This window comes from Streptomyces sp. NPDC050997, from assembly GCF_040660135.1.
GTDB lineage: Bacteria > Actinomycetota > Actinomycetes > Streptomycetales > Streptomycetaceae > Streptomyces.
Genome location: NZ_JBFAGK010000010.1, coordinates 49,224 through 72,838, shown reverse-complemented (window position 1 = coordinate 72,838; position 23,615 = coordinate 49,224). Strand labels below are relative to the sequence as shown.

Below are 23,615 nucleotides of genomic sequence, written 5' to 3'. Positions count from 1 at the left end.
TCGGTCTATCCCTGTGATTGCACAACGGACCGCTTCCCACAGGAGAACCCCATGTCCGAGACCATCGCCCCCGTCTCCGCCGTCACCGCCGTCTCCTCCTCCGGTACCGTCGTCGCCGAGTCCCCGACCGCCCGTGGGCGCCGTGCCCGGATCGCCCTGCGCGGTCTCCAGGTGGTCCTCGCCCTCTTCTACGTGATCGCGAGCGCGCTGCCCAAGCTGATCGCGCACCCCTCGGCCGCCGAGGGCTTCGACAAGATGGGCTGGGGCAGTGCGGGGATGTACACCATCGGTGTCCTCGAACTGGCCGGGGGGATCGCGCTGTTGATCCCGGTGCTCCAGTCGGTGGCGGCTGTGGCGCTGAGTGCGTTGATGGTGGGCGCGTTCGTCGTGCAGGTCACCGTCTTCGGCGGGGAGAACGCGGCGACACCGCTGATCCTGATCGTGCCGCTCGCCCTGATCGCCTGGGCACGGCGGGACAGCAACACGCGGTTGCTGCGGCTGGTGCGACGACAGGCGTGAGGGAGTGTGATCCCGTGATCCGCGGGGTGATCCGCGGCCGTGCGACGACCGTACGGCGGTGGTGACGGCGGTGGCGGTGGTGTCCGGGCCCTGCTCTTCCCCGGACGCCACCGTCGTCACATCGCCGCGGGTGCCAGCGGATCGGGGACGGCGTTCAGCGCTCCTCGGGGTGGCCGCCGCCGGGCAGTCCCCGCAGGCGTTCCAGCTCGCGGCGGTCGCGCTTGGTCGGGCGGCCCGCGCCTCGGTCACGGATACCGGCGGGGGCGACGGCCTCGCGGGGCGGGGGCGGCGGGCTGTTGTCGATGTAGCACTGGGCGGCCACCGGGGCGCCGACCCGCCTGCGGATCAACCGCTTGACGACGACGATCCGCTCCGTGCCCTCCCCGCGTAGCCGCACCTCGTCGCCGACGCGCACCGTGTAGGCGGGCTTGACCCGCTCGCCGTTCACCCGGACATGACCGCCCCGACAGGCGGTGGCTCCCATGGAACGGGTCTTGACCAGCCGGACCGCCCAGATCCAGCTGTCCAGACGGACGGTCTCACCGTTTTTCGGAGCGGCCGCCTCCGCGGCGGCCACGGCGGCGGCGGCGGTCTTGGCGTCCACGTCCTGCGGTCCGGCACCCGGGGTGGGTTCGGGGCTGCTTCCCTGGCTGCCGGTCGCGCCCGCGGCGTCGGCGTCGCCGGACCTGCGGTTCGTGTCCGGGCCGGTCGTCCCACTCGTCTTCGTGTCGTCCGTGTGCTCCACAGCCATGCTTCCGACCTTAGTACGCGGGCCGGGCGGCCAGGACAGGTTTTCCCGGCGGTCCGGACCGGGGCGAAGGCCAGGGCTTCCGTACGGTGGAGGCATGAACACCAGCGGCCGTTCCGGACCCGTCGGACCCGACCTCCCCGACCTCCTCGGCGGACTCGGCGGGCTGGACGAGCGGGTCGCGGGGTGTCGGGCCTGTTCTCGGCTGGTCGCCTGGCGGGAGGAGGTGGCAAGCGTCAAGCGCGCCGCGTTCGCCGACTGGACGTACTGGGGTCGGCCGGTACCGGGCTTCGGACCGCCGGACGCCCGGCTGCTGATCGTCGGCCTCGCCCCGGCCGCGCACGGCGGCAACCGCACCGGCCGGATGTTCACCGGCGACCGCTCCGGAGACGTGCTGTACGAGGCGCTGTACGACGTCGGACTCGCCTCGCAGCCCACCTCGGTATCCGCCGACGACGGCCTGGAGCTGCACGGAGTGCGGGTCACCTCGCCGGTGCACTGCGCGCCGCCCGCCAACAAGCCCACCCCCGAGGAGCGGGACACCTGTAGGCCCTGGCTCGTCCAGGAGCTGAACCTGCTGCGGCCGACCCTGCGAGCCGTGGTCGTCCTGGGCGCCTTCGGCTGGCAGGCCGCGCTGCCGGCGTTCGCCGAGGCGGGCTGGAAGGTGCCCCGGCCGCGCCCCGCCTTCGCCCACGGCAGGCACGTTCCCCTCGACGGTCTGGAGCTCTTCGGCTGCTTCCACGTCAGCCAGCGCAACACCTTCACCGGCCGGCTCACGCCCGCGATGCTGCGGGAGGTGCTGGCGACGGCGGCCGAAGCGGCCGGACTGCCCGGCTCGACCTGAGGCGAGCCGACCCGGCTCGACGTGAGGCGACCCCACCCGTGGCGCCGTAAACACGGCGACGAGGCCGGGGTACTCAGGCGCGCTCGGCCCTCGCGGGGGACTTACGCGTGCCTGGCCACGGATTCACGCGTGCCCGGCCGGGGGAGCGCACACGCGTGCCCGGCTAGGGGACTTCGGTGTCGCCGAACAGCTGTCGTACCGTCGAGCGGTGGTTGGTGCGGACGTGGGTGAGCGCGTGTGTGCGGGCGCGTTCCGGGTCGCCGGAGGCGATGGCCTCGTACAACTCGCGGTGTTCGACCAGGAGTTGGTGCCATTCCTCGTTGCGCCGGGTCATCCAGCGCAGGCGGCCCGCGACCGGTTCGAGCGAGGCGATCAGCAGGCTGTTGCCCGCCATGGCCACGATGCGGTCGTGCAGGCGGCTGTTGATGTCGGTGATCGCCTCCGCGTCCTGTGCCTCGGTGGCGGTGGTCGCCCGGTCGAGGAGCTCCTCGACCTCGGCCAGGTCCTCGGGCGTCGCCCGTGACGCGGCGAGCCCGGCCGCGTACACCTCCAACGCCTCGCGCAGTTCGAAGAGTTCCCTGACGTCGGCCGGGGTGAGTCGTCGTACCACCGTGCGGCGCGGGGTCTCGAAGTGGACGAAGCCCTCCGCGACCAGGGCGCGGATCGCCTCCCGGACCGGGACGCGCGAGACCCCGAAGCGCTCGGCCAGCTCCCGCTCGACCAGCCGGTCGCCGGGACGGAGACGGCCCGCGATGATCTCCTGGCGCAGAGTGGCCAGGACGCGTTCGCGCACCGCGCCGAGAGGCTCGATCTTCGTCATGGAGCTCATGGGCCCATCTTCGCCGACGGAGAGGGTGTTTTACGGAGCGTTAACCACAACGACATCGGTCGGAACGGTTGACGAGAGGACTATGTCCGCAGTTTGGTATACCAAACACGCCGCCGGCTCCACCCGCTCCTGGAGGCCTCCGTGTCCCTCGCCGACTCTGCCGAAGTCACCGGCACAGCAGCGTTCGTCCCCGATCCCCGGCTCACCAACGAAGACCTCGCCCCCGCGGGCAAGCGCAACTGGAAGGTCTTCGACCTCTTCGCCATGTGGATGTCCGACGTCCACAACCTCGGCAACTACACGTTCGCCGCCGGCCTGCTCTTCCTCGGCATGAACGTCTGGCAGATCTTCACGTCCCTGCTCGTCGGCTTCGTGATCATCTACGCCGGGATGAACATGATGGGCCGCATCGGACAGCGCACCGGCGTCCCGTTCCCCGTGGTCAGTCGTGTCGCCTTCGGTGTCTGGGGTGCCAACATCCCCGCCCTGATCAGAGCCGTGATCGCCATCATGTGGTACGGCATCCAGACCTACCTCGCCTCCGTCGCCGTCAACGTGATGCTGCTGGCGGCCTGGCCGGGCCTGGAGTCCTGGACGCACAGCTCGTTCCTCGGACTCGACGCGCTCGGCTGGGTGTCGTTCGTGGCGCTGTGGCTGGTCCAGGCGGCGATCATCACCCGGGGCATGGAGTCGGTGCGCAAGTTCCAGGACTTCTGCGGCCCGGCGATCTGGGTCGTGATGATCGCGCTGGCCGTGTGGATCCTCGCCAAGGCCGGCTGGACCATCTCGCTCACCAGCACCCCGCATCCCGTCTCCGTCGGGGAACAGTGGCGGCAGTGGTTCGGCGCGGTCGGCCTGATCCTCGCCACGTACGGCACCCTGATGCTCAACTTCTGCGACTTCTCCCGCTTCGCCCCCGACTACCGAACGGTCCGGCGCGGCAACTTCTGGGGACTGCCCGTCAACTCGACGGCCTTCGTGATCGTGTCGGTCATCGTCACCGCCGGCGCCTACGAGGTGTTCGGAAAGCAGATCACCGACCCCGCCTACCTCGTCGCCGAGATCGGCAACACCTGGGTCCTGGTGGTGGGCGCGCTGACCTTCGCCATCGCCACGATGGGCGTCAACATCGTCGCCAACTTCGTCTCCCCGGCGTACGACCTCGCCAATGTCTGGCCGCAGAAGATCACCTTCAAGGTCGGCGGCATGATCAGCACCGTCGTCGCGCTGCTGGTGACCCCGTGGAACCTCTTCTCCAACCCCACGGTGGTCAACTACTTCCTCGGCGGCCTCGGCGCCTTCCTCGGCCCGCTGTTCGGCGTGATCATGGTCGACTACTACTGGGTGAAGCGCGGCCGCATCGACGTCGACGAACTGTTCGACGGCCGTCCCGGATCCCGCTACTACTACGCCAAGGGCGTCAACCCCAAGGCACTGTGGGCGTTCCTGCCCTCGGCGGCGGTCGCGGCGGTGCTCGCGCTGGTGAAGACGTTCAGCGATGTCGCGCCGTACTCCTGGTTCATCGGTACGGCGCTGGCCGCCGGACTGTACGTGGCGCTGTGCCGCGCCGACCGCGCGGCCGACTCCGTGCCCCTGCCCGAGAAGACCGTGGAGGTCTGAGAAACGTGCGGATCGTCGTCACCAACTGCAACACCACGCAGGAGATGACCGAGGAGATCGTACGAGGTGCCCGGGCCGCGGCAGGCCCGGGCACCGTCGTGACCGGGCTGACCCCCGCCTGGGGACCCGAGTCCGCGGAGGGCTGGCTCGACAGCTATCTGTCCGCCGCCGCGGTCATCGACCTGCTGCGCACCTACCAGGGACCGCCGTACGACGCCGTGGTCATGGCCGGTTTCGGCGAGCACGGACGGGAGGGCGTGCGGGAGCTCGTGGACGTACCGGTGGTCGACATCACCGAGGCCGCGGCCCATCTGGCCTGCCTGCTGGGACGCCGGTACGGGGTCGTCACCACGCTGGAGCGGTCGTGCGGCCAGATCGAGGACAGCCTGGAACTGGCGGGCGTGGGCCGCAACTGCGCCGCCGTCGTCGGCACGGGACTGAGCGTCCTCGACCTCGGTGACGGAGCGGGTGACGGGCGCGGAGAGCGGGCGCGTACCGAGGCGGCATTCCTCGCGGCGGCCGAGCAGGCGTGCCGGGCCGGGGCGGAGGTACTGGTGCTGGGCTGCGCCGGGATGACCGGCCTGGAGCGGGCGGTGGGGGAGAAACTGGGGCTTCCCGTGGTCGACGGGGTCGCGGCGGCGGTGAAACTCGCGGAGTCCCTGGTCACCCTCGGCCTGACGACGAGCCGCGCGGGGAGCTATGCGAAGCCGGTACCGAAGGGGCGGGTGTGGGGGGCGGGGGCGATGGGGTGACGGCTCGATGCGGAGACCGCTCGATGCGGGACCGCTCCACCCGGAAACGGCCCCCCGTGGTCACCCGCTCCGGTGGTCCTCGGACTCGCTCACGGGCAAGTCCTCCGGTACCACGGCCGTCGCCGTGATCTCCACCAACTGCCCCGAGTATCCGAGGCAGGCCACGCCGAGCAGCGTCGACGAGTGCGGCCCGGTGCTGAGCGCGGACGCCTCGACTACATCCCAGACGGCGGAGAGCACCGCCGGATCACCGCTCACGACGTACACGTCGGACGACACGACATGTTCCAAGTCGCTCCCGACAGCGCGCAGTTGAACACCCAGGTTCGCGATCACCTGCTCGGCCTGCCGCACCGGGTCTCCCGCTCCGACCAACTTCCCTTCGGCGTCGAGGGGTACCGACCCGGCGAGAAAGGCAAGCCTCGTGCCGGCCTCGACGACGGAGGCGTGCGAGTAGGTCGGCGGCGGGAAGAGGGCGGGGACGGTGACGCGCTGGATCATGTGAGCTCCTGAGGCGGGCGGCGGACAACCTGACGATCATCCGAGCCCTTGCCCGGGATCGCATCCGAATTCCTGGGGACCGGTCACGCCGGAGAGCGCAGCGGGCTTCTTCAGGTCTCCCGGTCTGAATTGCGTTCATAAAGAAACCGCCCCTACCGTCAATCGTCACATCGCCGAAATATATTCGCCCCATCTCCTCCAAGACCGCGATCTACCGTGCAGATACAGGCCGCATCCCCACACGCACCTCACACGGCCCCGCCCCACAGCCCGGCCACCGTCGCCCGCAGGCTTACCCCCGCCTCGAACAGACGACAGGAGCCCCGTGTCCCGCCCCGCTGCTCTGCCCCTTCCGCCCTGGCTCGCCCATGCCTTCCGTGCCCAGCGGGGGCCCGTGCCGTGGAACGCGGTCGCGCGGGGTGCGCTGTCCGCCGGGCCGGTGCTTCTCGTCGCCGTGCTCGTCGGCCATACCTCCCTCGGGGTTGTCGCGGCCATCGCCGCCATGCTGGCCGGGATCAACGACCGCCCAGGCGGCCGGCGGGTCTCCGTCCGGCGCATCGGTGTGCCCGCGCTCGCGGGAGCCTGCGGGCTGCTCATGGGGACGTACACCGGAGCGCAGGTCGGGGCCGTCGCCCTCACCCTGCTGCTGACCCTCGTCGGACTCGTCGCCGGGGGCGTCAGCGCCGTCGGGCCCGTCGCCTCGGCGGCCGGGACGCAGTGGCTCGTCGCCTCCGCCATCGGAGCCGGGATGCCGCTGCCCGACCCGGGATGGCAGCGGGCGCTCGCCTACCTGGTGGGCGCCGGATGGCTGCTCGGGCTGCGGCTGGCCCTGCCCACGCCCGGCGGCCTCGCCGGGGACTTCCGGTTCGACGGGGAGCGGGGGGCCGTCGCCGCTGTCTACGACGCGGTCGCGGCGCTTCTCGACGCCGCGGGTACGCCGGACGCCACCTCCCGCCGCGTGGCGCTGACCGCCGCGCTCGATCACGCGCAGGACGCGCTCGCCGGGCCCCGGCTGCGGCGCTACGCCAGCTCGTCGGCCGAACGGCGGCTGCACGCGCAGTACGCCGCCGCGCTGCCGCTCGCCGAGGCCGCGACCGCGCTGGCCTGGGCCGGGGAGGAGGTCTCCGGGCGGTCCTCGGCCGGGCCCCGGCGCCTCGCCGCCGCCGTACGCGACAACACGCACACCGGGCCACTGCCGGCGCCCTCCCGATCGGGGCCCGGGCTGCGCGCCCTTGACGACGCCCTGCTGCACGCCGCCGAGGCCTTCGACCTGGCCAAGGGCTCCGACCTGCACACCCGCAAGCGCGGCGCGAGGGCCCTGCTGCGTACCGTGTTCGGGGCCGGGGGGCGTGAGTACGGGCTGCGGGTCGCCCTCTGCTTCGGCGCCAGCGTCGGCGTCGCCCAGGCCCTGCACCAGGCGCGTTGGCAGGGGCTGCACGAGCACTGGTACTGGCTGCCCGCCACCACCGTCTTCCTGGTCAAGCCCGATCTGGGGCCGCTCGCCTCGCGTGTGCTGAACCGCGCGGCCGGGACCGTCCTCGGCGCCCTCGTCTTCGCCGGGTTCGCCGCGGTGCTGCCCCGGCCGGAAGGGCTCATCGCACTCGTGGCCCTCAGCGGCGCCCTCATCCCGGTCGCCACCCGGCACTTCGCCGCGCAGACCGCCGTCGTCACCGTCCTCGTGCTGGCGCTGGTGATGGTCGGCGGCGAGCCACAGGCCTCCGCCGGCCGGATCGGGGAGACGCTGCTGGCCTGCGCGATCGTGCTGATCGTGGGCCACCTGCCGATGCCGGGACAGCGGGCCGGCGGGGTACGCTCCCGGCTCGCGGTGGCGAATGTCGCCGCACAGGCGTACCTCGCGCATGTCCTGCGTGAATCCGAAGCCCACGCGGCGCGCGAGTCCGACGCCCACCGACTGCGCACCGCCGGCACTGAACCCGTCGCCGGCACCGCTCCCGTCGCCGGCACCGCACCCGCCACCGACTCCGGCACGGGCGCCGACTCCGACAGCCGTGGCGTCCGCTGGACCCTCCGCCGCGACGCCTACCGGGCCCTCGCCGAGGCCCGCACCGCCATCGCCCTCGCCGCCGCCGAACTCCCCTCGCTCGCCCGGCATTCGGAGGGCGCGGACGAGATCGCCACCACCCTCGAACGGCTCGTCGACACGACCACCGCCTGCGCCGTACACCTCGACGACACCGGACGGCTCACCGCGCGGCACACCGAACGCCTCACCGAACTGCTGGCCGAACTGGCGAAGGAGGGCGAGCGCGGAGGCCTGCGGATCCCCGACCTGCCCGCGGCCGGGTGACTTCGCGGCGGGGTGACCGTGATTCCGTCACCGTGACTCCGCAACCCGGCCCCGGAGTCACGGTGACGCCACGGACCTCTACTCCACCCGCACCCACACCGGTGCGTGATCCGACCCCGGCGCCCCCAGCCGCTCCGCCGGATCCGACCCCACGGACGGCAGCCGCGGCGTCTCGTCGTGCGGCAGGCCCGTGCCCGCCTTCGTGATCCGGTGGGCCAGGCGGTGGCTCACCAGGACGTGGTCGATGAGTTCGCGGCGGCCGAAGTTTATGCGGGAGAAGCGCTGCTCGGCGGGGATGAGCGGGGCCACGTTCCACAGCCGGACCGCGTCGCCCCGGTCCGGCGCCTCGAAGCCGCCGGTGCCGATCTCCGAGCCGGGCGGGCCCAGCAGGATCTGCGTGGTGGCGGCCTGCACCTCGTCGTTCAGGTCGCCCAGCACGGCCACGTCCCGCTCGCGGCCCTGGCCGTCCAACAAATCGTCGGCCAGCGCCCGCAAGGTCGTCGCCTCCGCCGCCCGCCGGTAGAGGGCGTACGCCCCGTACCGCGCCCGCTCGCCCTCGTCGCGCGGCTGGAAGCGGTTGCCCGGATACGTCAGCAGCTTCGACTTGAGATGGGTGACCGCCACCCGCAGCGGCCCGATCTCGGTGTCCGCCTCCACCGCAAGGAAGCCGCGGCCCGCCTTCCCCACCGTCGCCCCCTCGTCGTCCGACTGCACCGGACGCAGCTTCGACGGGAACTCGTTCGTGTCCGACAGCACTTCCAACGGCGTACGGCTGAGGAAGCCCACCCGGATGCCCCGGCTGTCCGGGTGTTCGGAGAGCTCGAATGTCCAGTCGCCGTCGAGCATCTCGGTCAGGTCCCGCAGCGCCTCCGGATCCCCGACCTCCTGCACACCCAGCAGCGTCGGATCGAGCTGTGTGATCACAACGGCGAGGGCGGCGAGTTTCTCCTTGTACTCGGCCTTGTCCTTGGGGCCGAACGGGCCGCCGGGACGAAACAGGTTCTCCAGGTTCCAGGTGCCTACGAGCATGCCGGGCTCCTTTCCAGAAGCCTTCGGGCGGGCTGTGGTGAGGCCAGGGTGCTGGTCCGGCCATGGATGCGACAGAGCCGTGACGGGATGCGCGGTTCGGCTCACACGAGGCGACTACGGCGTCGTACGTTGGCCCGGTGAGTGACTCTCCCGCTGATCTCATCATTACCGGATGCACCGTCCTCGTGCACGACGATCAAGAACGGATCGGGTTCGAGGAGGACGCCGGGATCGTCGTACGGGACGGAGTCCTCGAGTCCGTGACGACCGCCGCCGCGGTCGCGGACCGGCCGGCCGGGGAGCGTCTCGACGCGCGCGGACAGGTCGCCCTGCCGGGGCTGGTCAACTGCCACACCCATGCGCCGATGGTCGCCCTGCGCGGCCTCGCCGAGGACCTGCCCACCGAGGAGTGGTTCAACGACGTCGTCTGGCCCGTGGAGTCCAACCTCACCGAGAAGGACGTCGAGTTGGGGGCGCGGCTCGCCTGCGCCGAGATGATCCGGGGCGGCGTCACCTGCTTCGCGGACCACTACTTCGCCATGGACGCGGTGGCCGCCGTCGTCACCGAGTGCGGGATCCGCGCCCACCTGGGGGAGGCGTACTTCTCCTCGCAGGGGCCCCAAGGGCGGGAGAAGTCACTGGAGTTCGCGCTACGACACCGTGGTGGCGCCGACGGCCGCATCACCACCGCCCTCGCCCCGCACGCCCCCTACACCGTGGACGACGCCGACCTCGCCGCCACCGCCGAACTCGCCCACGCGCACGGCCTTCCCGTGCACATCCACGCCTCCGAGAACCGCGAGCAGACCGACACCAGCCTCGCCCGGCACGGTGTCACCCCGATCGAGGTCCTCAAGCGCACCGGGATCCTCGACACGGACGTCCTCCTCGCCCACGGCACCGGCATCGTCGAACGCGACCTCCCCCTCCTCGAAGGCGCCGGCGGCCGTACCGCTGTCGCCACCGCGCCCCGCGGCTACCTCAAGTTCGCCTGGCCCACCACCACACCCGTCCGCGCCCTGCACGACATCGGCGTGCCCGTCGGGCTCGCCACCGACGGAGCGGCCTCCAACAACTCCCTCGACGTGTGGGAGTCGATGGCGCTGACCGCGCTGGTCCAGAAGTCCACGACCGGTGACCCGCGCTGGCTGACCTCCCGTCGGGCCCTGCACCACGCCACCCTGCAGAGCGCCCGGGCGGTGGGCCTCGGCGAGGCCGTCGGCAGCATCGCGCCGGGCCGGCGGGCCGACCTCGTCCTCGTGGACCTCACCGGGCCGCACACCCAGCCCGTCCACGACCTCGCCGCGACCCTCGTGCACAGCGCCCGCTCCGCCGACGTCCGTACGACGATCGTCGACGGACGAATCCTGATGCGCGACCGCGAACTCCTGACGATCGACGTCCCCGCGGTGGTGGCGGAGCGGCTGCCCGCCCTCGTCGACCGGAGCCACGGCAGGCGCATCCAGAACTACGACACCTGAGAAACCACCGATGGCCGCCCACGGAGGTGATCACGTCCGATGTCACGATGAGTACGAGATGTGACACGAACGGTAGTGGAAGTGACCGTTCGGTAACCGGATTCTCACGCTGCGCGCTGAACGCGTGTCAACTACGTCTCAGTCCAGCAACCGACCGAGGCGTTCTCCGCCTGGAAGGCGTTAACTCCTACAAGTACGACGCTTTCTGGAGGTGCAGGGTGGTGAACGGGCGAACAGTGCTCGAACGCTTTCCCGCAGGTGGGCCGCGAGGCTCGTGGCCGGCGGAGGAGTTCGCGCACGCGCGGCGGCTTGAAGGACTGCCCGCCGAGGTCGTGATGGACCTCGCGACGGACACGTTCCTGGTGATCGTGCGCAGTGGTGGTGCGGCCGACGCCGTCGCGTGAGGTCAGCCCGCCTTCGGGGCGGGCACCTGTGGCGTCCGGGCGGTTGTCCGTGTGGGGATCTTCGCCGTGAACTGTTCCGCCTGGAGCGAGTACAACTCCGCGTAGACCCCGCCGGTCTCCAGTAGCTCGTCCGGCGTGCCGGACTCCACCAGGCGGCCCTGCTCCAGGACGTGCACCAGGTCCGCGTGCCGGACGGAAGCCAACCGGTGGGTGATCAGGATGACGGTCTGCCCGGTGCCTGCCAGAGCGCGGATCTTCTCGAAGACCTCCAGCTCCGCCCGGGCGTCCAGGGCCGCCGTCGGCTCGTCCACGATCAGGATGCGCCCGCGCCGGTACGCGGCCCGGGCGATCCCCAGCCGCTGCCACTGACCGCCGGACAGCTCGTGGCCGCCGCTGAAGTTGCGGGCCAGCAGGGTGTCCAGACCGCGCGGCAGATCCACCACCACCTCCTCGGCCCCGGCCTGCGCGACCGCCTCGGTGAGCCGCTCGTCGGTGAGCGGCGCCGAGGAACGGCCGACCGCCACATTGACGCGGGCGGTGAACGGCCACCGCTTGAAGTCCTGGGCGACCATCGCGACCCGCTCGGCGAGCAACCGCCGGTCGGCGCCGGCCGCGTCCACCTCGTCCCACAGGATCCGGCCGTCGTCGGGGGCGTACAGCCCGGCCAGCAGCTTGACCAGGGTCGTCTTGCCGGAGCCGTTCTCGCCGACCAGCGCCACGATCTTGCCGAGCGGGACACGGAGGGTCACGTCGTCGAGCGCGGGACGGGTCGCGTCGCCCGGGTAGGTGAAGGAGACGTTCTCGAACCGGATCTCGCGCGGCTCGTCCGGCAGGGCCGCCCCGCCCACCGGGATCGCCCGTTCGGCCGCCTCGACGTAAAGACGTTGGAGGTCGCCGACGAACAGCGCCTCCTCGTGCAGCGCGTTCACCTCCACGACCAGCGTGTCGAGGCTCTGCGAGCCGGTGCGGATGGCGATCACGGCCGTCCCCGCGACCGACAGCGCCATCGCGCCCGCCAGCAGCAGTCCGCCCAGCGTGGCGTACGTCGCCGCCGTGGCCAGGCCCGTCCAGCCCGCCGCGATCAGACCCGTACGGGCTGCCAGCCGGGCGAGGCGGGCCTGTTCCGCCTCCGCCGTCTCCGACATGGCGCGGAAGTGCCGCAGCAGGAACGGGCCCACACCGTGCACCCGGATCTCCGGGGCCGCCTCCGGCTCGATCAGCAGGGCGCCGAGCAGCCGCCCCGCGCGCGCGTGCTGCACCCAGGCGTGGAACGACTCGTAGCGCCGGCGAGCCATGGTCAGCGCGCTCCACGCGCTCGGCAGGGTCATCGTCACCAGCAGCGGCAGCAGCGCCGGGTGCAGCACGGTCAGTACGCCCGCTGCCGCGATCAGGGAGATCATCGCGTTCACCACACGGGTGGCGTACGAGATCATGCGCCGGGCGGAAGCGGCGCCGTACTGCGCGGTGTCCAGCAGCTTGTGGAAGGCGTGGTCCTCGATCGCGGCCAGCTCCACGGTCGCCGCCCGCTCCAGATAACGCTCGGTGGCCACCCGCTCCACCTTGGGCTCCAGTCGCCCGGTGGCGTAGGTCGACGCGGCCCGCAGCAGCGCCCCGACCAGCATCGCGGCCGCCATCACCACCAGGGCGGGGACGGCACCACGCAACCGGTCCTCCAGGGCGCCGCCGCCGATCAGCCGGCCCAGCACGTTGTTGACGGCCAGGAGACTCACGGCCTGGGTCAGGCCGCGGCCCACCTCGGCGGCCAGCACGGTCCGGGCGTCCCGTCGGTCGGCCTGCCAGGCGAGGCGGAAGCTGGCCGTCAGCAGGGAAGGGAGACGGGTCACCATGGCCCGGAAGTTCAGCTCCAGGAACGCGTCCGCGTGCGAGTTCCAGCCCATGTCGTAGCGCAACGGTCCGCCGAAGAGCAGCTGCTCCGACTCGGACACCTCCGGTGTGCCCGCGCCGCCCTGATCCGCGTCGCGCGTCTTTCCCACCGTCGACCTCCCCTGATCGTGGACGAACGGCCACTATCGCGGGGCGGACTCGTCACGGGCAGGGCGTGTGCCGAGGCGGACGGAGCGCGCGGGCGCACACCCGGCGAGACGCCGGCGCGGGCCCGGAGAGGGGGAGCGCGGAGGAGAGGGGAGAGAGGGGACGGGAGGGGAGGGGAGCCTGGGGCGACCTACGCGCTGACGGGTCTCGACCACGTCGGCGTCGTGCCCGTCAGCCGACACAGGGCCAGGTACAGCGGTATCGGCGGGGTGTACGGAATGGTCCCCATCGGCCGGTGGATCAGGCCCGGCTCGCCCGACTCGCCCGGACCGTCCGCTACGACCGCACCGGTGGCGTACCGCGCCGGGGCGGGCCACTCCAGGGCGAAGTCGGAGTCGGACGGAACGATCCACCACCAGTTCGCCTCGTCGGCGTAGACGCACCCGACGCGCGGCAGTCGCGGCATCAGCTGGGGCCCGAACCGTGCGGGCACCACCACCGCGTCACAGCCCAGCGGAGCCGTCATGCCCTCGGGCACGGACAGCCGCCGGGGGGTTCCCGGGGTGCGTGGCCCGCGTCCGAGGCGGACCAGCGTGTCCAGGCTCAGTATCGGGCCGCCGTCGGCCCCGGCCCTTACGCCCATTCGGCCCCCGTCCCGTGCCGCCGGGCTCCCCCCGCGCCGCCGGGGTGCGTCCCCGTCGTGGCGGCGCTTCCCGAGCTGCTGGACGGGCCCGGCTTCGGGCGGGCGCCCCAGCCCAGGTCGTTGCGGGGGCCGGAGTCCGTGCGAGGTGTGTCGCCCGTGCGAGGTGTGTCGCCCTTGCGGGGCAGCTCCGCCCAGACCAGCAGGCCGGGGCCGTGCTCATGGGCTCCCCAGGCGTGACAGAGGGCGTCGACGAGAAACAGTCCCCTCCCGTGCTCCTCGTCGGGCCGCTGTGGCGAGGGGTGAGGCTCACCAGGCGCGCAACCCTCGTCACGCACGGCTATCCGCACCAGGTCCTCACCGTCGTGCAGCTCGCAGACCACCCGGCGGCTCGCGGTGTGCACGATGGCGTTGGTGACCAGCTCGGAGACCACCAGGACCGCGGAGTCGCAGGTGTCCGCGCACACCGACCAGCCGGTCAGCCGCGCCAGTGTCAGGCGTCTGGCCTGCGCGGGAGAACCCGGATGGGCGGCCAGCTCGAATCGGAACCGGCGCTCGGCAGCGGTCCGCTCCGGGCCCACTCCCTCTCCCACTCTCGAACGGGCTGGAGCGGGGGGACCCCCAACGGCACCGAGTCCGAGACCGAGGGGGCGGCCTGCGGCGGCGTCTGTTCCTAAGGGCGCGGACGGAATCACGCTTGCCACTATCGCCCCGCCATGAACACTTGGCAAGTGTCACTCTGAAAAATGCAGAGTGCTGTGTAACGCGGTGAAAGGCCGTGGCACACTGCTGACAACAGCACGTAGAGCGGCGCCAGTTGGGATCAGCGAGGATCCGTACGTATCCGTACAGATCTTTGGACAGGTCTTCGAATGGCGCCGCAGGGCTGTGAGCATGCTTTGGTGACCGGCCCGTTCCTCAAGGGCCGTCCGGTCAGGGACTTTTGTGGAGGTGGAGGGTGAGCGAACCGCGGTCCGCGCCGACGGTCGGTCAGGTTGTCCTCGGTCGGCGCCTTCTGGACCTGCGGGAACGCGCGGGGCTCAGACGTGAGGAAGCCGCCCGCATCCTCCGGGTCGCCCCCGCCACGGTCCGCCGGATGGAGATGGCCGAGGTCGGGCTGAAGATCCCGTACCTCCAACTGCTCCTGAAGGCCTACGGCATCTCCGACCACGAGGCCGAGGCGTTCGTCCAACTGGCCGAGGACGCCAACAAACCCGGCTGGTGGCAGCGGTTCCACGACGTCCTGCCCGGCTGGTTCTCGATGCATGTGAGCCTGGAGGGGGCGGCCGCCGGCATCCGGCAGTACGAGCCGCACTTCGTCCCCGGGCTGCTGCAGACCGAGGACTACGCGCGGGGCGTCCTGGAGTCGGGTGCCATCGGGCAGACCAGCCCCGACGACATCGAGCGCCATGTCGACCTGCGCATGCGGCGCCAGGAACTGCTCACCCGTCAGGACGCGCCCCGGCTGTGGGTCGTGATGGACGAGACCGTGCTGCGCCGCTCCGTCGGTACCCCGGAGGTGATGCGGGCCCAGATCGACAAGCTGCTCGACGCGACGAAGCTGCCCAACGTCACCCTGCAGATCGCCCCGTTCGCGAACGGGCCGCACCCGGGTACGTACGGCCCCTTCGTGCTCTTCCGATTCGCCGTGCCGGAACTCCCGGACATGGTCTACAGCGAGTACCTGACCGGCGCCGTCTATCTGGACGCGCGCGCCGAGGTGGCGACCCACCTCGAGGTCATGGACCGCATGGCGGCGCAGGCCGCTACTGCACATCGCACGAAGGAGATCCTCCGGGATCTCCGCAAGGAGCTGTGAATGAATCGCATCAAGCCGCGCCGTCGCGTCTACAACGGTATGCCCGCACGGGAGTTGGGCAGCGAGGGCTGGCACAAGCCCTGGAGCGGCGGCAACGGCGGCAACTGCCTGGAGGCGATGAAGCTCGCCGACGGCCGGATCGCCGTCCGTCAGTCCACCGACCCGGACGGCCCCGCGCTGATCTACACCACGGACGAGATGACCGCCTTCATCGAGGGCGCCAAGGCGGGGGAGGCCGACTTCCTCCTCTCCTGACTCATTGCCGTTTTTTCGAATGATTGCCTCTCTCTCGCTCAACTCCCTTAATTTTGGTGCTGATTGAATACCCATCGCGTCTTTCGGAGTGCCTCATGACCGGGCAGGACCCCTTCGGCGCCGCCGAGATCGACACCAGCAGGCCGCATCCGGCGCGGATGTACGACTGGTATCTCGGCGGCAAGGACAACTACCCCGTCGACGAGGCGATGGGCCGGCAGATGCTGGCCCTGGACCCGAGGGTGCCGGTGATGGCGCGGGTCAACCGGGCCTTCATGCAGCGGGCCACGCGCTGGCTCGCCGAGCACGGCGTACGCCAGTTCCTGGACGTCGGCACCGGCATCCCGACCGAACCGAACCTCCACCAAATCGCCCAGCGGGTCGCCCCCGACGCGCGGGTCGTCTACTGCGACAACGACCCGATCGTGCTCGCCCACGCGGCGGCCCTGCTGCGCGGCACGGACCAGGGGGCGACCGAGTACCTGCAGGCCGACGTGCGGGACCCGGACGCCGTCCTCGAAGGCGCCCGGAAGGTCCTGGACTTCGGCCGGCCGGTCGCGCTCTCGCTCATCGCGCTGCTGCACTTCGTCTCCGACGAGGACGGCGCCCACGAGCTGGTGGCGCGGCTGCTGTCCGAACTGCCCTCGGGCAGCTACCTGGTGGTCAGTCACGCCACGGCCGACTTCACGCCCGAGGAGTCGAAGGCGGCCACTGAGAAGCTCAAGGCGGCCGGCGTCACCCTGGCGCTGCGCTCCCGCGAGGAGTTCGCCCGCTTCTTCGACGGCCTGGAACTCGTCGAACCCGGCGTCGAGGTGCCGCAGTTGTGGCACCCCGAACTGGGCGACCCGGTCCCCGGTCAGGACGACGGGGTCATTCCCGGGTACGGGGCGGTGGCACGCAAGCTCTGAGCATCACCACCACTACCAGTGAACCCCGCCGCGGGTGCCTCCTCCGGCGGGAGCACCGCGCACAGCGCGTCCAGCGCCGCCGCGTACGCGTGCTCCGAGGGCGTCGCGTACCCCACGACCAGACCGTCGCCCGCCGCCATGTCGGTCTCCGGGTGCCGGAACTCGGCGAGGCCGTCCAGGGCGACGCCCTGCCAGGCGGCCGCCTTCACTGTGGACCGCTCGGTGCCCGGCGGCAGCCTGAGCACCGCGTGCAGGCCGGCCGCGACACCGGTGACCTCGACATGCGGCGCGTGCGTGGCGAGCGCCGCGACCAGCCGGTCCCGACGGCCGCGGTACCGCTGACGCATGCGCCGCACATGACGGTCGTAGGACCCGGAGGACAGGAAGTCGGCGAGACTCAGCTGGTCGAGAACGCTCGCCCAGGTCTCGCGCTCGCCCTTGGTCGCGAGTACATCGTCGACGTACCGCTCCGGCAGCACCATCCACCCCAGCCGCACCGCGGGCGACAGGCTCTTGCTGACCGAGCCGATGAAGATCACACGTTCGGGATCGAGGCCCTGGACGGCACCGACCGGTTTGCGGTCGTAGCGGAACTCGCCGTCGTAGTCGTCCTCCAGGATCACCGCCCCACGCGCGCGTGCCCAGTCGACGGCCGCGGCCCGGCGCGCGGGATCCAGCGGTCCGCCGGTCGGGAACTGGTGCGCGGGGGTGAGCAGCACGGCCCGCTCACGCCCCAGCCCGTCGACCCGCGCGCCGTGTTCGTCGAGGGGGAGCGGCACGGTCCGCACCCCGGCGGCCCGGAGCAACTCCCGGTGGAAGCCCAGCCCGTACGCCTCCACGCCCAGGGGACCGCGCAGCACGCCGCCCCCGCCGCCCCGGTCCTGGCCGAACAGCAGCCGCAGCGCGTGCGAGAAACCGGAGCAGATCACGATCCGGCCCGGCTCGGTGCGCACACCCCGCGCGCGTGCCAGGTACTCCGTGAGTGCCTCCCGCAACTCGACACGGCCGGCAGGGTCACCGGGCCCGAACACCTCGTTGGGCGCCTGCTGGAGAGCCCGCCGGTAGGAGGTGAGCCAGGCCGCGCGCGGGAACGCCGACGCGTCCGGGGTGCCCTGGCGCAGATCGTGCCGGGGCCCACGCGCGCGGGAAGGTCCCTTGCGCGGCACTCGTACGGTGTGGCGCAGCGGCTCGGCCCGTTTCGCCACCCGGGTGCCCGAGCCCTGGCGAGCGGTCAGCCAGCCCTCCGCGATGAGCTCCGCGTAGGCGTCGGCCACCGTGTTGCGGGCGATCCCGAGGTCCGCGGCGAGCGAACGGTACGGCGGCAGCCGGGTGTCCGGGGCGAGCCGCCCGCTGCGTACGGCCTCGCGCAGCGCCCCGATGAGCGCGGCCCGCCGACCGCCCGGGCCGGACAGCTCCAGATGCAGGTCGGCACCGATGCGCTCCGCGGAATTGACCCACGATTCATCCATGGAAATGCACCCTACAGAGGGTCTTTTCCGATCGTAGGTTGATGCACATGACGACGAACACGACTGACGTCCGGCGGACCCGCCTGGACCTCGCGAAGTCCGCCCCGAGGGTCTTCCGCGCCCTCGTCGGCTTCGACGCCGCGGCCCGGGAGGGCCTCGACCCGGCGCTGGTCGAGCTGATCCAGATCCGCGCCTCACACCTCAACCACTGCGCGTACTGCCTGCACATGCACACGAACGACGCCCGCAAGGCCGGCGAGAACGAGGACCGGCTGCACATGGTCGCGGTCTGGCGCGAGGCCCGCCACTTCTTCACCGAGAAGGAACAGGCCGCCCTCGCCCTGACGGAGGCGGTGACACGCGTTGCCGACGCAGGTGTCCCGGACGACGTCTACGCCCGGGCCGCGGCCCACTTCGACGACCAGGAACTGGCCCGTGTACTGGCCCTGATCCTCACGATCAACACCTGGAACCGGCTGGCACTGTCGACAGGCAAGGTAGCCGGGACGGACGAGCGCCGCTGACGCGCCCGCTTCCGCCGGTCTCCTCAGCCCGGTGGCGGTGCGCGGCTACACGGCTACACGACCATCGGGCGGTCGTACGGGCCGATCGGTGACGGCAGTTGCGAACTGCCCGTCAGATGGCGGTCGACGGCCGCCGCCACCGCCCGCCCCTCCGCTATCGCCCACACGATCAACGACTGTCCCCGCGCGGCGTCCCCCGCGGCGAACACGCCGGGGACGTTCGTGGCGAACCCGGCGTCCCGCGCGATCGTCCCGCGAGGCTCCAGTTCCAGCCCCAACTGACCCATGAGCCCGTCCTCCTGGTCCGGACCCGAGAAACCGAGCGCGAGCAGCACGAGGTCGGCGGGCAGGCTGCGTCCGCTGTCCGGCACCGGCCGCCGCCGCGCGTCCACCTCCATCAGGTGCAGCGACCGCACATGCCCGTCGGTGTCCCCGGTGAAGCGGAGCGTGGACGCGGCGAACAGGCGCGCGTCGGCGTTCGCCGCCGGTGCCGTCCGCAGGTCCCGCGCTTCCTCGTGCGCGGCCGACAGCCGGTAGACCTTCGGATACGTCGGCCACGGCTCGGCGTCCTCGTCGCGCTCGGCGCCGGGCTGGACGTAGATGTCCAGCTGGGTCACGGACGCGGCCCCCTCCCGTATCGCCGTGCCCAGACAGTCGGCCCCCGTGTCCCCGCCGCCGACGATGACGACATGCTGCCCGGCGGCGGACAGGGGCGAGACCTCCAGATCCCCCTCGCGCACCCGGTTGGCCAGCGGCAGATACTCCATCGCCTGTCGCACACCGGCCAACTCGCGCCCCGGAACATCCAGTTCACGCCATGCCGTCGCGCCGGTGGCGATCACCACGGCGTCGTAGCGCGCACGCAGCTCCGCGGCGTCGATGTCCCGCCCGACCGTGGTGGACGTACGGAACTTCGTGCCCTCGGCCCGCATCTGCTCGATCCGGCGCTCCAGATGGCTCTTCTCCATCTTGAACGCGGGGATGCCATAGCGCATCAGCCCGCCGAGCCGGTCGTCCTTCTCGTACAGGGCGACCGTGTGCCCCGCGCGGGTCAGCTGTTGTGCCGCGGCGAGGCCGGTGGGTCCCGAGCCGATCACCGCGACCGTCCGCCCGGACAGCCGCTCCGGCGGGCTCGGCGGCGCGAACCCGAGCTCCCAGGCCCGGTCGGCGATGGCGACCTCGACGTTCTTGATCGTGACCGCGGGCTGGTTGATCGCCAGCACACATCCCGCCTCGCAGGGCGCCGGGCACAACCGGCCGGTGAACTCAGGGAAGTTGTTGGTGGCGTGCAGTCGGTCCGAGGCAGCCCGCCAGTCCTCCCGGGACACGAGGTCGTTCCACTCGGGAATCAGATTGCCGAGCGGACAGGCGTCGTGGCAGAACGGGACACCGCAGTCCATGCAGCGGTCCGCCTGCTTGCTGACGATGGGCAGCAGCGCCCCGGGGACGTACACCTCGTCCCAGTCCCGGACCCGTTCCTCGACCGGCCGGCGCGGCCAGTCCTGGCGGGGCGTGGTCATGAATCCCTTGGGATCGGCCATGGGTGTGTTCCTTGCCTGCGCGTGCGACGCCTGCGCGTCCGACGTGGCCGTGCGTCATCGGGCGGCAGTCCTGCGGCACTGCGTCTGATACCCAGCCCGGTACATCGTCTGATACATAGCCCGGTACATCGTCCGGTACATCGTCTGCTGCATGGTGCGGTGCATCGTTCGGTACGTCTCCAGGTACTTCTTTCGGCCACGATACGTCCCGTGGGTCCCCCTTGCAGAGCGTCCGACGGCGCTTTCTCGCAGGCTGGGTCAGGCTCCCGCTCAGCTGGGATCCAGCCCGCGCTCAGGTCAGCGCCAGCACGTACGCAACCGCCGCCGCGGCCGAGGCGACTGTGCGGACGTGGTTCCACATCGTCCACTCGCGCACGTACGTCGGCCAGTACGCGGCCGCCTCCCGGGTGCCCGGGTCCAGCTTGGCCAGCGCGTCGTTGCGCGGCACGTTCGCCACGACGGTGAGCCCGAACACGCCGAACAGATACAGCGCGCTGCCCACCAGCAACTCGACCGTCCCCTCGTCCGGCCACAACACGAACGTCACCACCGCGATCACCGCGCACACCACGGCAGTCCCGGTGAACACGAGCATGAACGCGGGCCGCACCGCTGTCACGTTGATCGCGTTCATCGCGGCGACGCCCTGAGCGGGCGGCAACGCGGCCAGCGCACGCATCACAAAGGTCGAGAACCCGCAGAACACCCCCGCCACCAAACCGGTCCCCAACACACCCACCATGGTCAGTACGAAGTACGGCCCATCGATCACGCCAACACCCACTCCCGCATCCGCCGAGCCTCGGCCCGGCACCCACCGTCACCACCAGTGAATCCCCGAATCCCGTCCCCCACAGCAGCCCCGGTCCAGCTCTCACCCGGCCGCCACCTCCACCCCGTCCTCGTCCTCCCGCCACCCCCGGACCACCATCTCCACCGCCCCCGCGATCCGCCGCCGCGCCTCATGTCTCGCCACCCCGCTCATCAGCAGCTGGTCATAGGGCGTCTCCACATGCCGTACGGACGCCACGACCGCCGAGGTCACCGCCCCCTCGGACAACGCCCGCCCCGCCGCGCTCCGTCCCACCCGGCCACTGCCCCGCACCGAGGCGTGCTCGGCGATCTCCCGTGCCCGCGCCCGCGGGCACCCGGGAAACAGCCGTCGTATCTCCGCCGCGAAGGCATCCGTGAACCGCACGTCCTGCGCCGCCCGCCGCGCAGCGTCCCGAACCCGGCGTCGGCGCCGTGCCTCCGCGTCGGCCAGGCAGCGTGCCTCGGCCCGGGCGAGCCCCGCTTCCTCGACGAGGACGCCCTGCCGCTCGTACCGTCCCTTGCGCCGGTTGAACCGCACGACCACCGCCGACAACGTGCTCTCCTCCCGGGACCGGCGCGTCAGCGCGGTGTCGCCGCGCGGCAGGAACACCAGATGCCCCAGATCGGCACAGTCGAGGCACCGAGGCGCGCCGTCCTCGACGACGACCAGCGACAACGGCCCGCGCCGGCACTCCGCGCACTGCCGTCTCCGCAGCGGCTGGACGACGAGAGGTCCGGTTCGGGATCCGGTTCGGGATCCGGTTCGGGTTCCGGTACGGGAAGGGGGAGTTGCGAGGTGCGCCATACAGGGTTCATTCCCGACTTCCGCCCCCGGAACTACGCCCTCCACCCGTCCTGGTCTGCCGCGGCCAGGCGGCGACCGCCCCCATGAGCGTGACGCGTCCTGAACGCGGCCTGACGCATCATGGGCCGTGTGCGACTCGAAGCGATCACCTGGGACCGGCTCGGCGACCAGCTCGCCGAGCGACTGCTCGACCTGAAACCGGCCGACGGCAGCCCCTGGCCGCGCATCGCCTTCGACGGGGCCCCCGCGGCCCGCCCGGGCGACCTCGCCGACCGCGTATCGGCAGCGCTCCGGATACGCGGCCGTGCCTCGCTGGCCGTCGGGACACAGGGTTTCCTGCGCCCCGCCTCGCTCCGCCTGGAGTACGGCCACCGGGACCCGGAGGCCTACTACACCGGCTGGTTCGACACCGCCGCCCTGTGGCGCGAGGTGTTCGGCCCTCTCGAACCCGGCGGCGACGGCCGGGTCCTGCCCGACCTGTGGGACCCCGCCACCGACCGCGCCACCCGCAGCCCCTACGTCCAACTCCCGCCCGCCGGTTTCCTGTTGCTGCACGGTCCCCTCCTGCTGCACCACTGGTTCCCCTTCGATCTGACCGTGCACGTGCTTCTCTCGCCGGGGGCCCTGCGGCGCCGCACCCCCGAGTCCGACCACTGGACGCTGCCCGCCTTCGAGCGCTACGAGAACGAGTCCGACCCGGCCGGCACGGCCGATGTCCTCGTGCGCGCCGACGATCCACGTCACCCGGCCTGGAACGGCTGACCGAGGCCCTCTCCCTCCGCGGATCCACCTCCGTTCGCAGATCCACCAAACCGCTTTATATGCGCGCGCATTTAACTACGCTGCCTCCATGACGACCTCCTCCAGTGATCCCGTCACCTTCGACGACTCGGTCCGCGCACTCCTCGACGGCAGGAACTTCGCCGCCGTCGCGACCCTGGGCCCCGACGGCGCCCCGCAGAACTCGGTGGTCTGGATCAAGCGCGAGGACGACACCGTGCTCTTCTCCTCCACCGACGGGCGCCAGAAGGTGCGCAACCTCCGCCGCGACCCCCGCGTCAGCCTGTCGGTCTTCGACCTCGCCAACCCCTACACCTCGGTCGAGATCCGCGGCACCGCCGAGATCCTCCCGGACGAGGACAAGCGACTCCCGCACGAGCTCTCGCACAAGTACCTCGGCATCGACCCGCCCGCCGAGAAGGACGACGAGGTCCGCGTGATCATCCGTGTCGTCCCGCGAAAAATCGTGGGCTTCTCGGCCTGAGCCCGCTCCGGGTGCGTGCGCCGGGCGGCGCCGCGAGAATGTTGGATGCCGGGACTTGCGGTGACCCCGCTCCGCGCCGGCCGCCCGGCACCGGGAGGTACCACCATGACCACCGCCGGAGACATCATGCACCGGGGCGCACAGTGGATCCCCGCCCATCAGACCCTGGACCGCGCCGCCCAGTTGATGCGCGACCTCAATGTCGGTGCTCTGCCCATCAGCGACCAGAACGAACGGCTCTGCGGCATCCTCACCGACCGCGACATCGTCGTCGGCTGTGTGGCCATGGGCCACGACCCGGCCGAGGTCACCGCGGGCGAGATGGCCCGGGGCACCCCGCGCTGGATCGACGCCAGCGCCGATGTCAGCGAGGTGCTCCACGAGATGCAGGAGCACCAGATCCGTCGGCTCCCCGTCATCAACGACAAGCGCCTGGTCGGCATGATCAGTGAGGCCGACCTGGCCCAGAACCTCACGGACGACCAGATCGCGGCCTGGGCCGAGAGCGTCTACGCCCGGACGGCCGGCGCCCACTGACCGCCGTCGCTCC

General features: G+C 71.5%; 25 protein-coding genes. 14 read left to right on the top strand and 11 right to left on the bottom strand.

Annotated elements, in window-relative coordinates; translation table 11 throughout:
- The first annotated feature begins 51 nt into the window (after positions 1-51).
- On the top strand, positions 52-519 hold the full coding sequence (locus AB0H86_RS23195; protein ID WP_362441790.1) for a DoxX family protein: 468 nt from the start codon (positions 52-54) through the stop codon (positions 517-519).
- Positions 520-673: 154 nt separating this feature from the next.
- Here the strand turns inward: AB0H86_RS23195 and AB0H86_RS23190 are convergent, their stop codons facing one another.
- Entirely contained in the window at positions 674-1,270 is a 597-nt protein-coding gene (locus tag AB0H86_RS23190; RefSeq protein ID WP_362441787.1) for an RNA-binding S4 domain-containing protein, read from the bottom strand.
- Positions 1,271-1,364: 94 nt separating this feature from the next.
- Here AB0H86_RS23190 and AB0H86_RS23185 point away from each other — a divergent pair, with 94 nt between their 5' ends.
- Complete coding sequence (locus AB0H86_RS23185) at positions 1,365-2,111, top strand: uracil-DNA glycosylase (RefSeq protein ID WP_362441784.1); 747 nt, start codon at positions 1,365-1,367, stop codon at positions 2,109-2,111.
- 163 nt (positions 2,112-2,274) lie between these two features.
- Here the strand turns inward: AB0H86_RS23185 and AB0H86_RS23180 are convergent, their stop codons facing one another.
- Positions 2,275-2,940, bottom strand: coding sequence for a GntR family transcriptional regulator (locus AB0H86_RS23180; protein ID WP_362441781.1), 666 nt, complete (start codon positions 2,938-2,940; stop codon positions 2,275-2,277).
- 141 nt (positions 2,941-3,081) lie between these two features.
- Between AB0H86_RS23180 and AB0H86_RS23175 the strand changes: the two genes are divergently transcribed.
- Both AB0H86_RS23175 and AB0H86_RS23170 read left to right on the top strand, forming a co-directional pair.
- Positions 3,082-4,560, top strand: coding sequence for an NCS1 family nucleobase:cation symporter-1 (locus AB0H86_RS23175; protein WP_362441778.1), 1,479 nt, complete (start codon positions 3,082-3,084; stop codon positions 4,558-4,560).
- A 5-nt stretch (positions 4,561-4,565) separates the two neighbouring features.
- Positions 4,566-5,312, top strand: a complete 747-nt coding sequence (locus tag AB0H86_RS23170; protein WP_362441775.1) for an aspartate/glutamate racemase family protein — start codon at positions 4,566-4,568, stop codon at positions 5,310-5,312.
- 60 nt (positions 5,313-5,372) lie between these two features.
- On the opposite strand, the gene AB0H86_RS23165 is transcribed toward AB0H86_RS23170, so the two are convergent.
- Positions 5,373-5,813: a Rid family hydrolase gene (locus AB0H86_RS23165; RefSeq protein ID WP_362441772.1), complete on the bottom strand. Its 441-nt coding sequence runs from the start codon at positions 5,811-5,813 to the stop codon at positions 5,373-5,375.
- Between the two features lie 325 nt (positions 5,814-6,138).
- Here AB0H86_RS23165 and AB0H86_RS23160 point away from each other — a divergent pair, with 325 nt between their 5' ends.
- Positions 6,139-8,121 (top strand): FUSC family protein, encoded by a 1,983-nt coding sequence (locus AB0H86_RS23160; protein WP_362441769.1) that lies wholly within the window; start codon positions 6,139-6,141, stop codon positions 8,119-8,121.
- Positions 8,122-8,199: 78 nt separating this feature from the next.
- Here AB0H86_RS23160 and AB0H86_RS23155 read toward each other — a convergent pair whose 3' ends face one another.
- On the bottom strand, positions 8,200-9,150 hold the full coding sequence (locus tag AB0H86_RS23155) for an endonuclease/exonuclease/phosphatase family protein (RefSeq protein WP_362441766.1): 951 nt from the start codon (positions 9,148-9,150) through the stop codon (positions 8,200-8,202).
- A gap of 137 nt (positions 9,151-9,287) precedes the next feature.
- Here AB0H86_RS23155 and AB0H86_RS23150 point away from each other — a divergent pair, with 137 nt between their 5' ends.
- Positions 9,288-10,631 (top strand): amidohydrolase, encoded by a 1,344-nt coding sequence (locus AB0H86_RS23150; RefSeq protein ID WP_362441763.1) that lies wholly within the window; start codon positions 9,288-9,290, stop codon positions 10,629-10,631.
- A gap of 218 nt (positions 10,632-10,849) precedes the next feature.
- Positions 10,850-11,035: a hypothetical protein gene (locus AB0H86_RS23145; protein WP_362441760.1), complete on the top strand. Its 186-nt coding sequence runs from the start codon at positions 10,850-10,852 to the stop codon at positions 11,033-11,035.
- Positions 11,036-11,037: 2 nt separating this feature from the next.
- On the opposite strand, the gene AB0H86_RS23140 is transcribed toward AB0H86_RS23145, so the two are convergent.
- The 3 genes from AB0H86_RS23140 to AB0H86_RS23130 all read right to left on the bottom strand — a co-directional run bounded on the left by AB0H86_RS23140 (position 11,038) and on the right by AB0H86_RS23130 (position 14,371).
- Positions 11,038-12,933, bottom strand: coding sequence for an ABC transporter ATP-binding protein (locus AB0H86_RS23140; protein WP_362442474.1), 1,896 nt, complete (start codon positions 12,931-12,933; stop codon positions 11,038-11,040).
- Between the two features lie 284 nt (positions 12,934-13,217).
- Positions 13,218-13,670: a hypothetical protein gene (locus AB0H86_RS23135; RefSeq protein WP_362441757.1), complete on the bottom strand. Its 453-nt coding sequence runs from the start codon at positions 13,668-13,670 to the stop codon at positions 13,218-13,220.
- Positions 13,661-14,371: an ATP-binding protein gene (locus AB0H86_RS23130; RefSeq protein ID WP_362441754.1), complete on the bottom strand. Its 711-nt coding sequence runs from the start codon at positions 14,369-14,371 to the stop codon at positions 13,661-13,663. Before AB0H86_RS23130 ends, AB0H86_RS23135 begins: the two co-directional genes overlap by 10 nt.
- A gap of 254 nt (positions 14,372-14,625) precedes the next feature.
- Between AB0H86_RS23130 and AB0H86_RS23125 the strand changes: the two genes are divergently transcribed.
- From AB0H86_RS23125 to AB0H86_RS23115, 3 genes are all read left to right on the top strand, one after another.
- The gene (locus AB0H86_RS23125; RefSeq protein WP_362441751.1) at positions 14,626-15,486 is read left to right on the top strand and encodes a helix-turn-helix transcriptional regulator; all 861 of its coding nucleotides are present in this window, start codon (positions 14,626-14,628) and stop codon (positions 15,484-15,486) included.
- The gene (locus tag AB0H86_RS23120; protein ID WP_362441748.1) at positions 15,487-15,741 is read left to right on the top strand and encodes a DUF397 domain-containing protein; all 255 of its coding nucleotides are present in this window, start codon (positions 15,487-15,489) and stop codon (positions 15,739-15,741) included.
- A 95-nt stretch (positions 15,742-15,836) separates the two neighbouring features.
- Positions 15,837-16,649 (top strand): SAM-dependent methyltransferase, encoded by an 813-nt coding sequence (locus AB0H86_RS23115; RefSeq protein WP_362441745.1) that lies wholly within the window; start codon positions 15,837-15,839, stop codon positions 16,647-16,649.
- Here AB0H86_RS23115 and AB0H86_RS23110 read toward each other — a convergent pair.
- Positions 16,598-18,118 (bottom strand): PLP-dependent aminotransferase family protein, encoded by a 1,521-nt coding sequence (locus AB0H86_RS23110; protein WP_362441742.1) that lies wholly within the window; start codon positions 18,116-18,118, stop codon positions 16,598-16,600. The two genes, AB0H86_RS23115 and AB0H86_RS23110, sit on opposite strands and share 52 nt — an antisense overlap.
- 47 nt (positions 18,119-18,165) lie before the next feature.
- On the opposite strand from AB0H86_RS23110, the gene AB0H86_RS23105 reads away from it, so the two are divergent.
- Positions 18,166-18,642: a carboxymuconolactone decarboxylase family protein gene (locus AB0H86_RS23105; protein ID WP_362441739.1), complete on the top strand. Its 477-nt coding sequence runs from the start codon at positions 18,166-18,168 to the stop codon at positions 18,640-18,642.
- Between the two features lie 53 nt (positions 18,643-18,695).
- Here the strand turns inward: AB0H86_RS23105 and AB0H86_RS23100 are convergent, their stop codons facing one another.
- The 3 genes from AB0H86_RS23100 to AB0H86_RS23090 form a co-directional block, all read right to left on the bottom strand.
- The gene (locus AB0H86_RS23100) at positions 18,696-20,183 is read right to left on the bottom strand and encodes a glutamate synthase subunit beta (protein WP_362441736.1); all 1,488 of its coding nucleotides are present in this window, start codon (positions 20,181-20,183) and stop codon (positions 18,696-18,698) included.
- A 292-nt stretch (positions 20,184-20,475) separates the two neighbouring features.
- Positions 20,476-20,955, bottom strand: a complete 480-nt coding sequence (locus AB0H86_RS23095) for an anthrone oxygenase family protein (RefSeq protein WP_362441733.1) — start codon at positions 20,953-20,955, stop codon at positions 20,476-20,478.
- 102 nt (positions 20,956-21,057) lie between these two features.
- Positions 21,058-21,801 (bottom strand): DUF2293 domain-containing protein, encoded by a 744-nt coding sequence (locus AB0H86_RS23090; RefSeq protein ID WP_362441730.1) that lies wholly within the window; start codon positions 21,799-21,801, stop codon positions 21,058-21,060.
- Positions 21,802-21,930: 129 nt separating this feature from the next.
- Between AB0H86_RS23090 and AB0H86_RS23085 the strand changes: the two genes are divergently transcribed.
- The 3 genes from AB0H86_RS23085 to AB0H86_RS23075 all read left to right on the top strand — a co-directional run bounded on the left by AB0H86_RS23085 (position 21,931) and on the right by AB0H86_RS23075 (position 23,602).
- A complete protein-coding gene (locus AB0H86_RS23085) occupies positions 21,931-22,563 on the top strand; it encodes a uridine kinase (protein WP_362441727.1) in 633 nt (210 codons plus the stop codon).
- A gap of 88 nt (positions 22,564-22,651) precedes the next feature.
- Positions 22,652-23,065 (top strand): PPOX class F420-dependent oxidoreductase, encoded by a 414-nt coding sequence (locus AB0H86_RS23080; RefSeq protein ID WP_362441724.1) that lies wholly within the window; start codon positions 22,652-22,654, stop codon positions 23,063-23,065.
- Between the two features lie 105 nt (positions 23,066-23,170).
- A complete protein-coding gene (locus AB0H86_RS23075) occupies positions 23,171-23,602 on the top strand; it encodes a CBS domain-containing protein (protein ID WP_362441721.1) in 432 nt (143 codons plus the stop codon).
- The last annotated feature ends 13 nt before the right edge of the window (positions 23,603-23,615 follow it).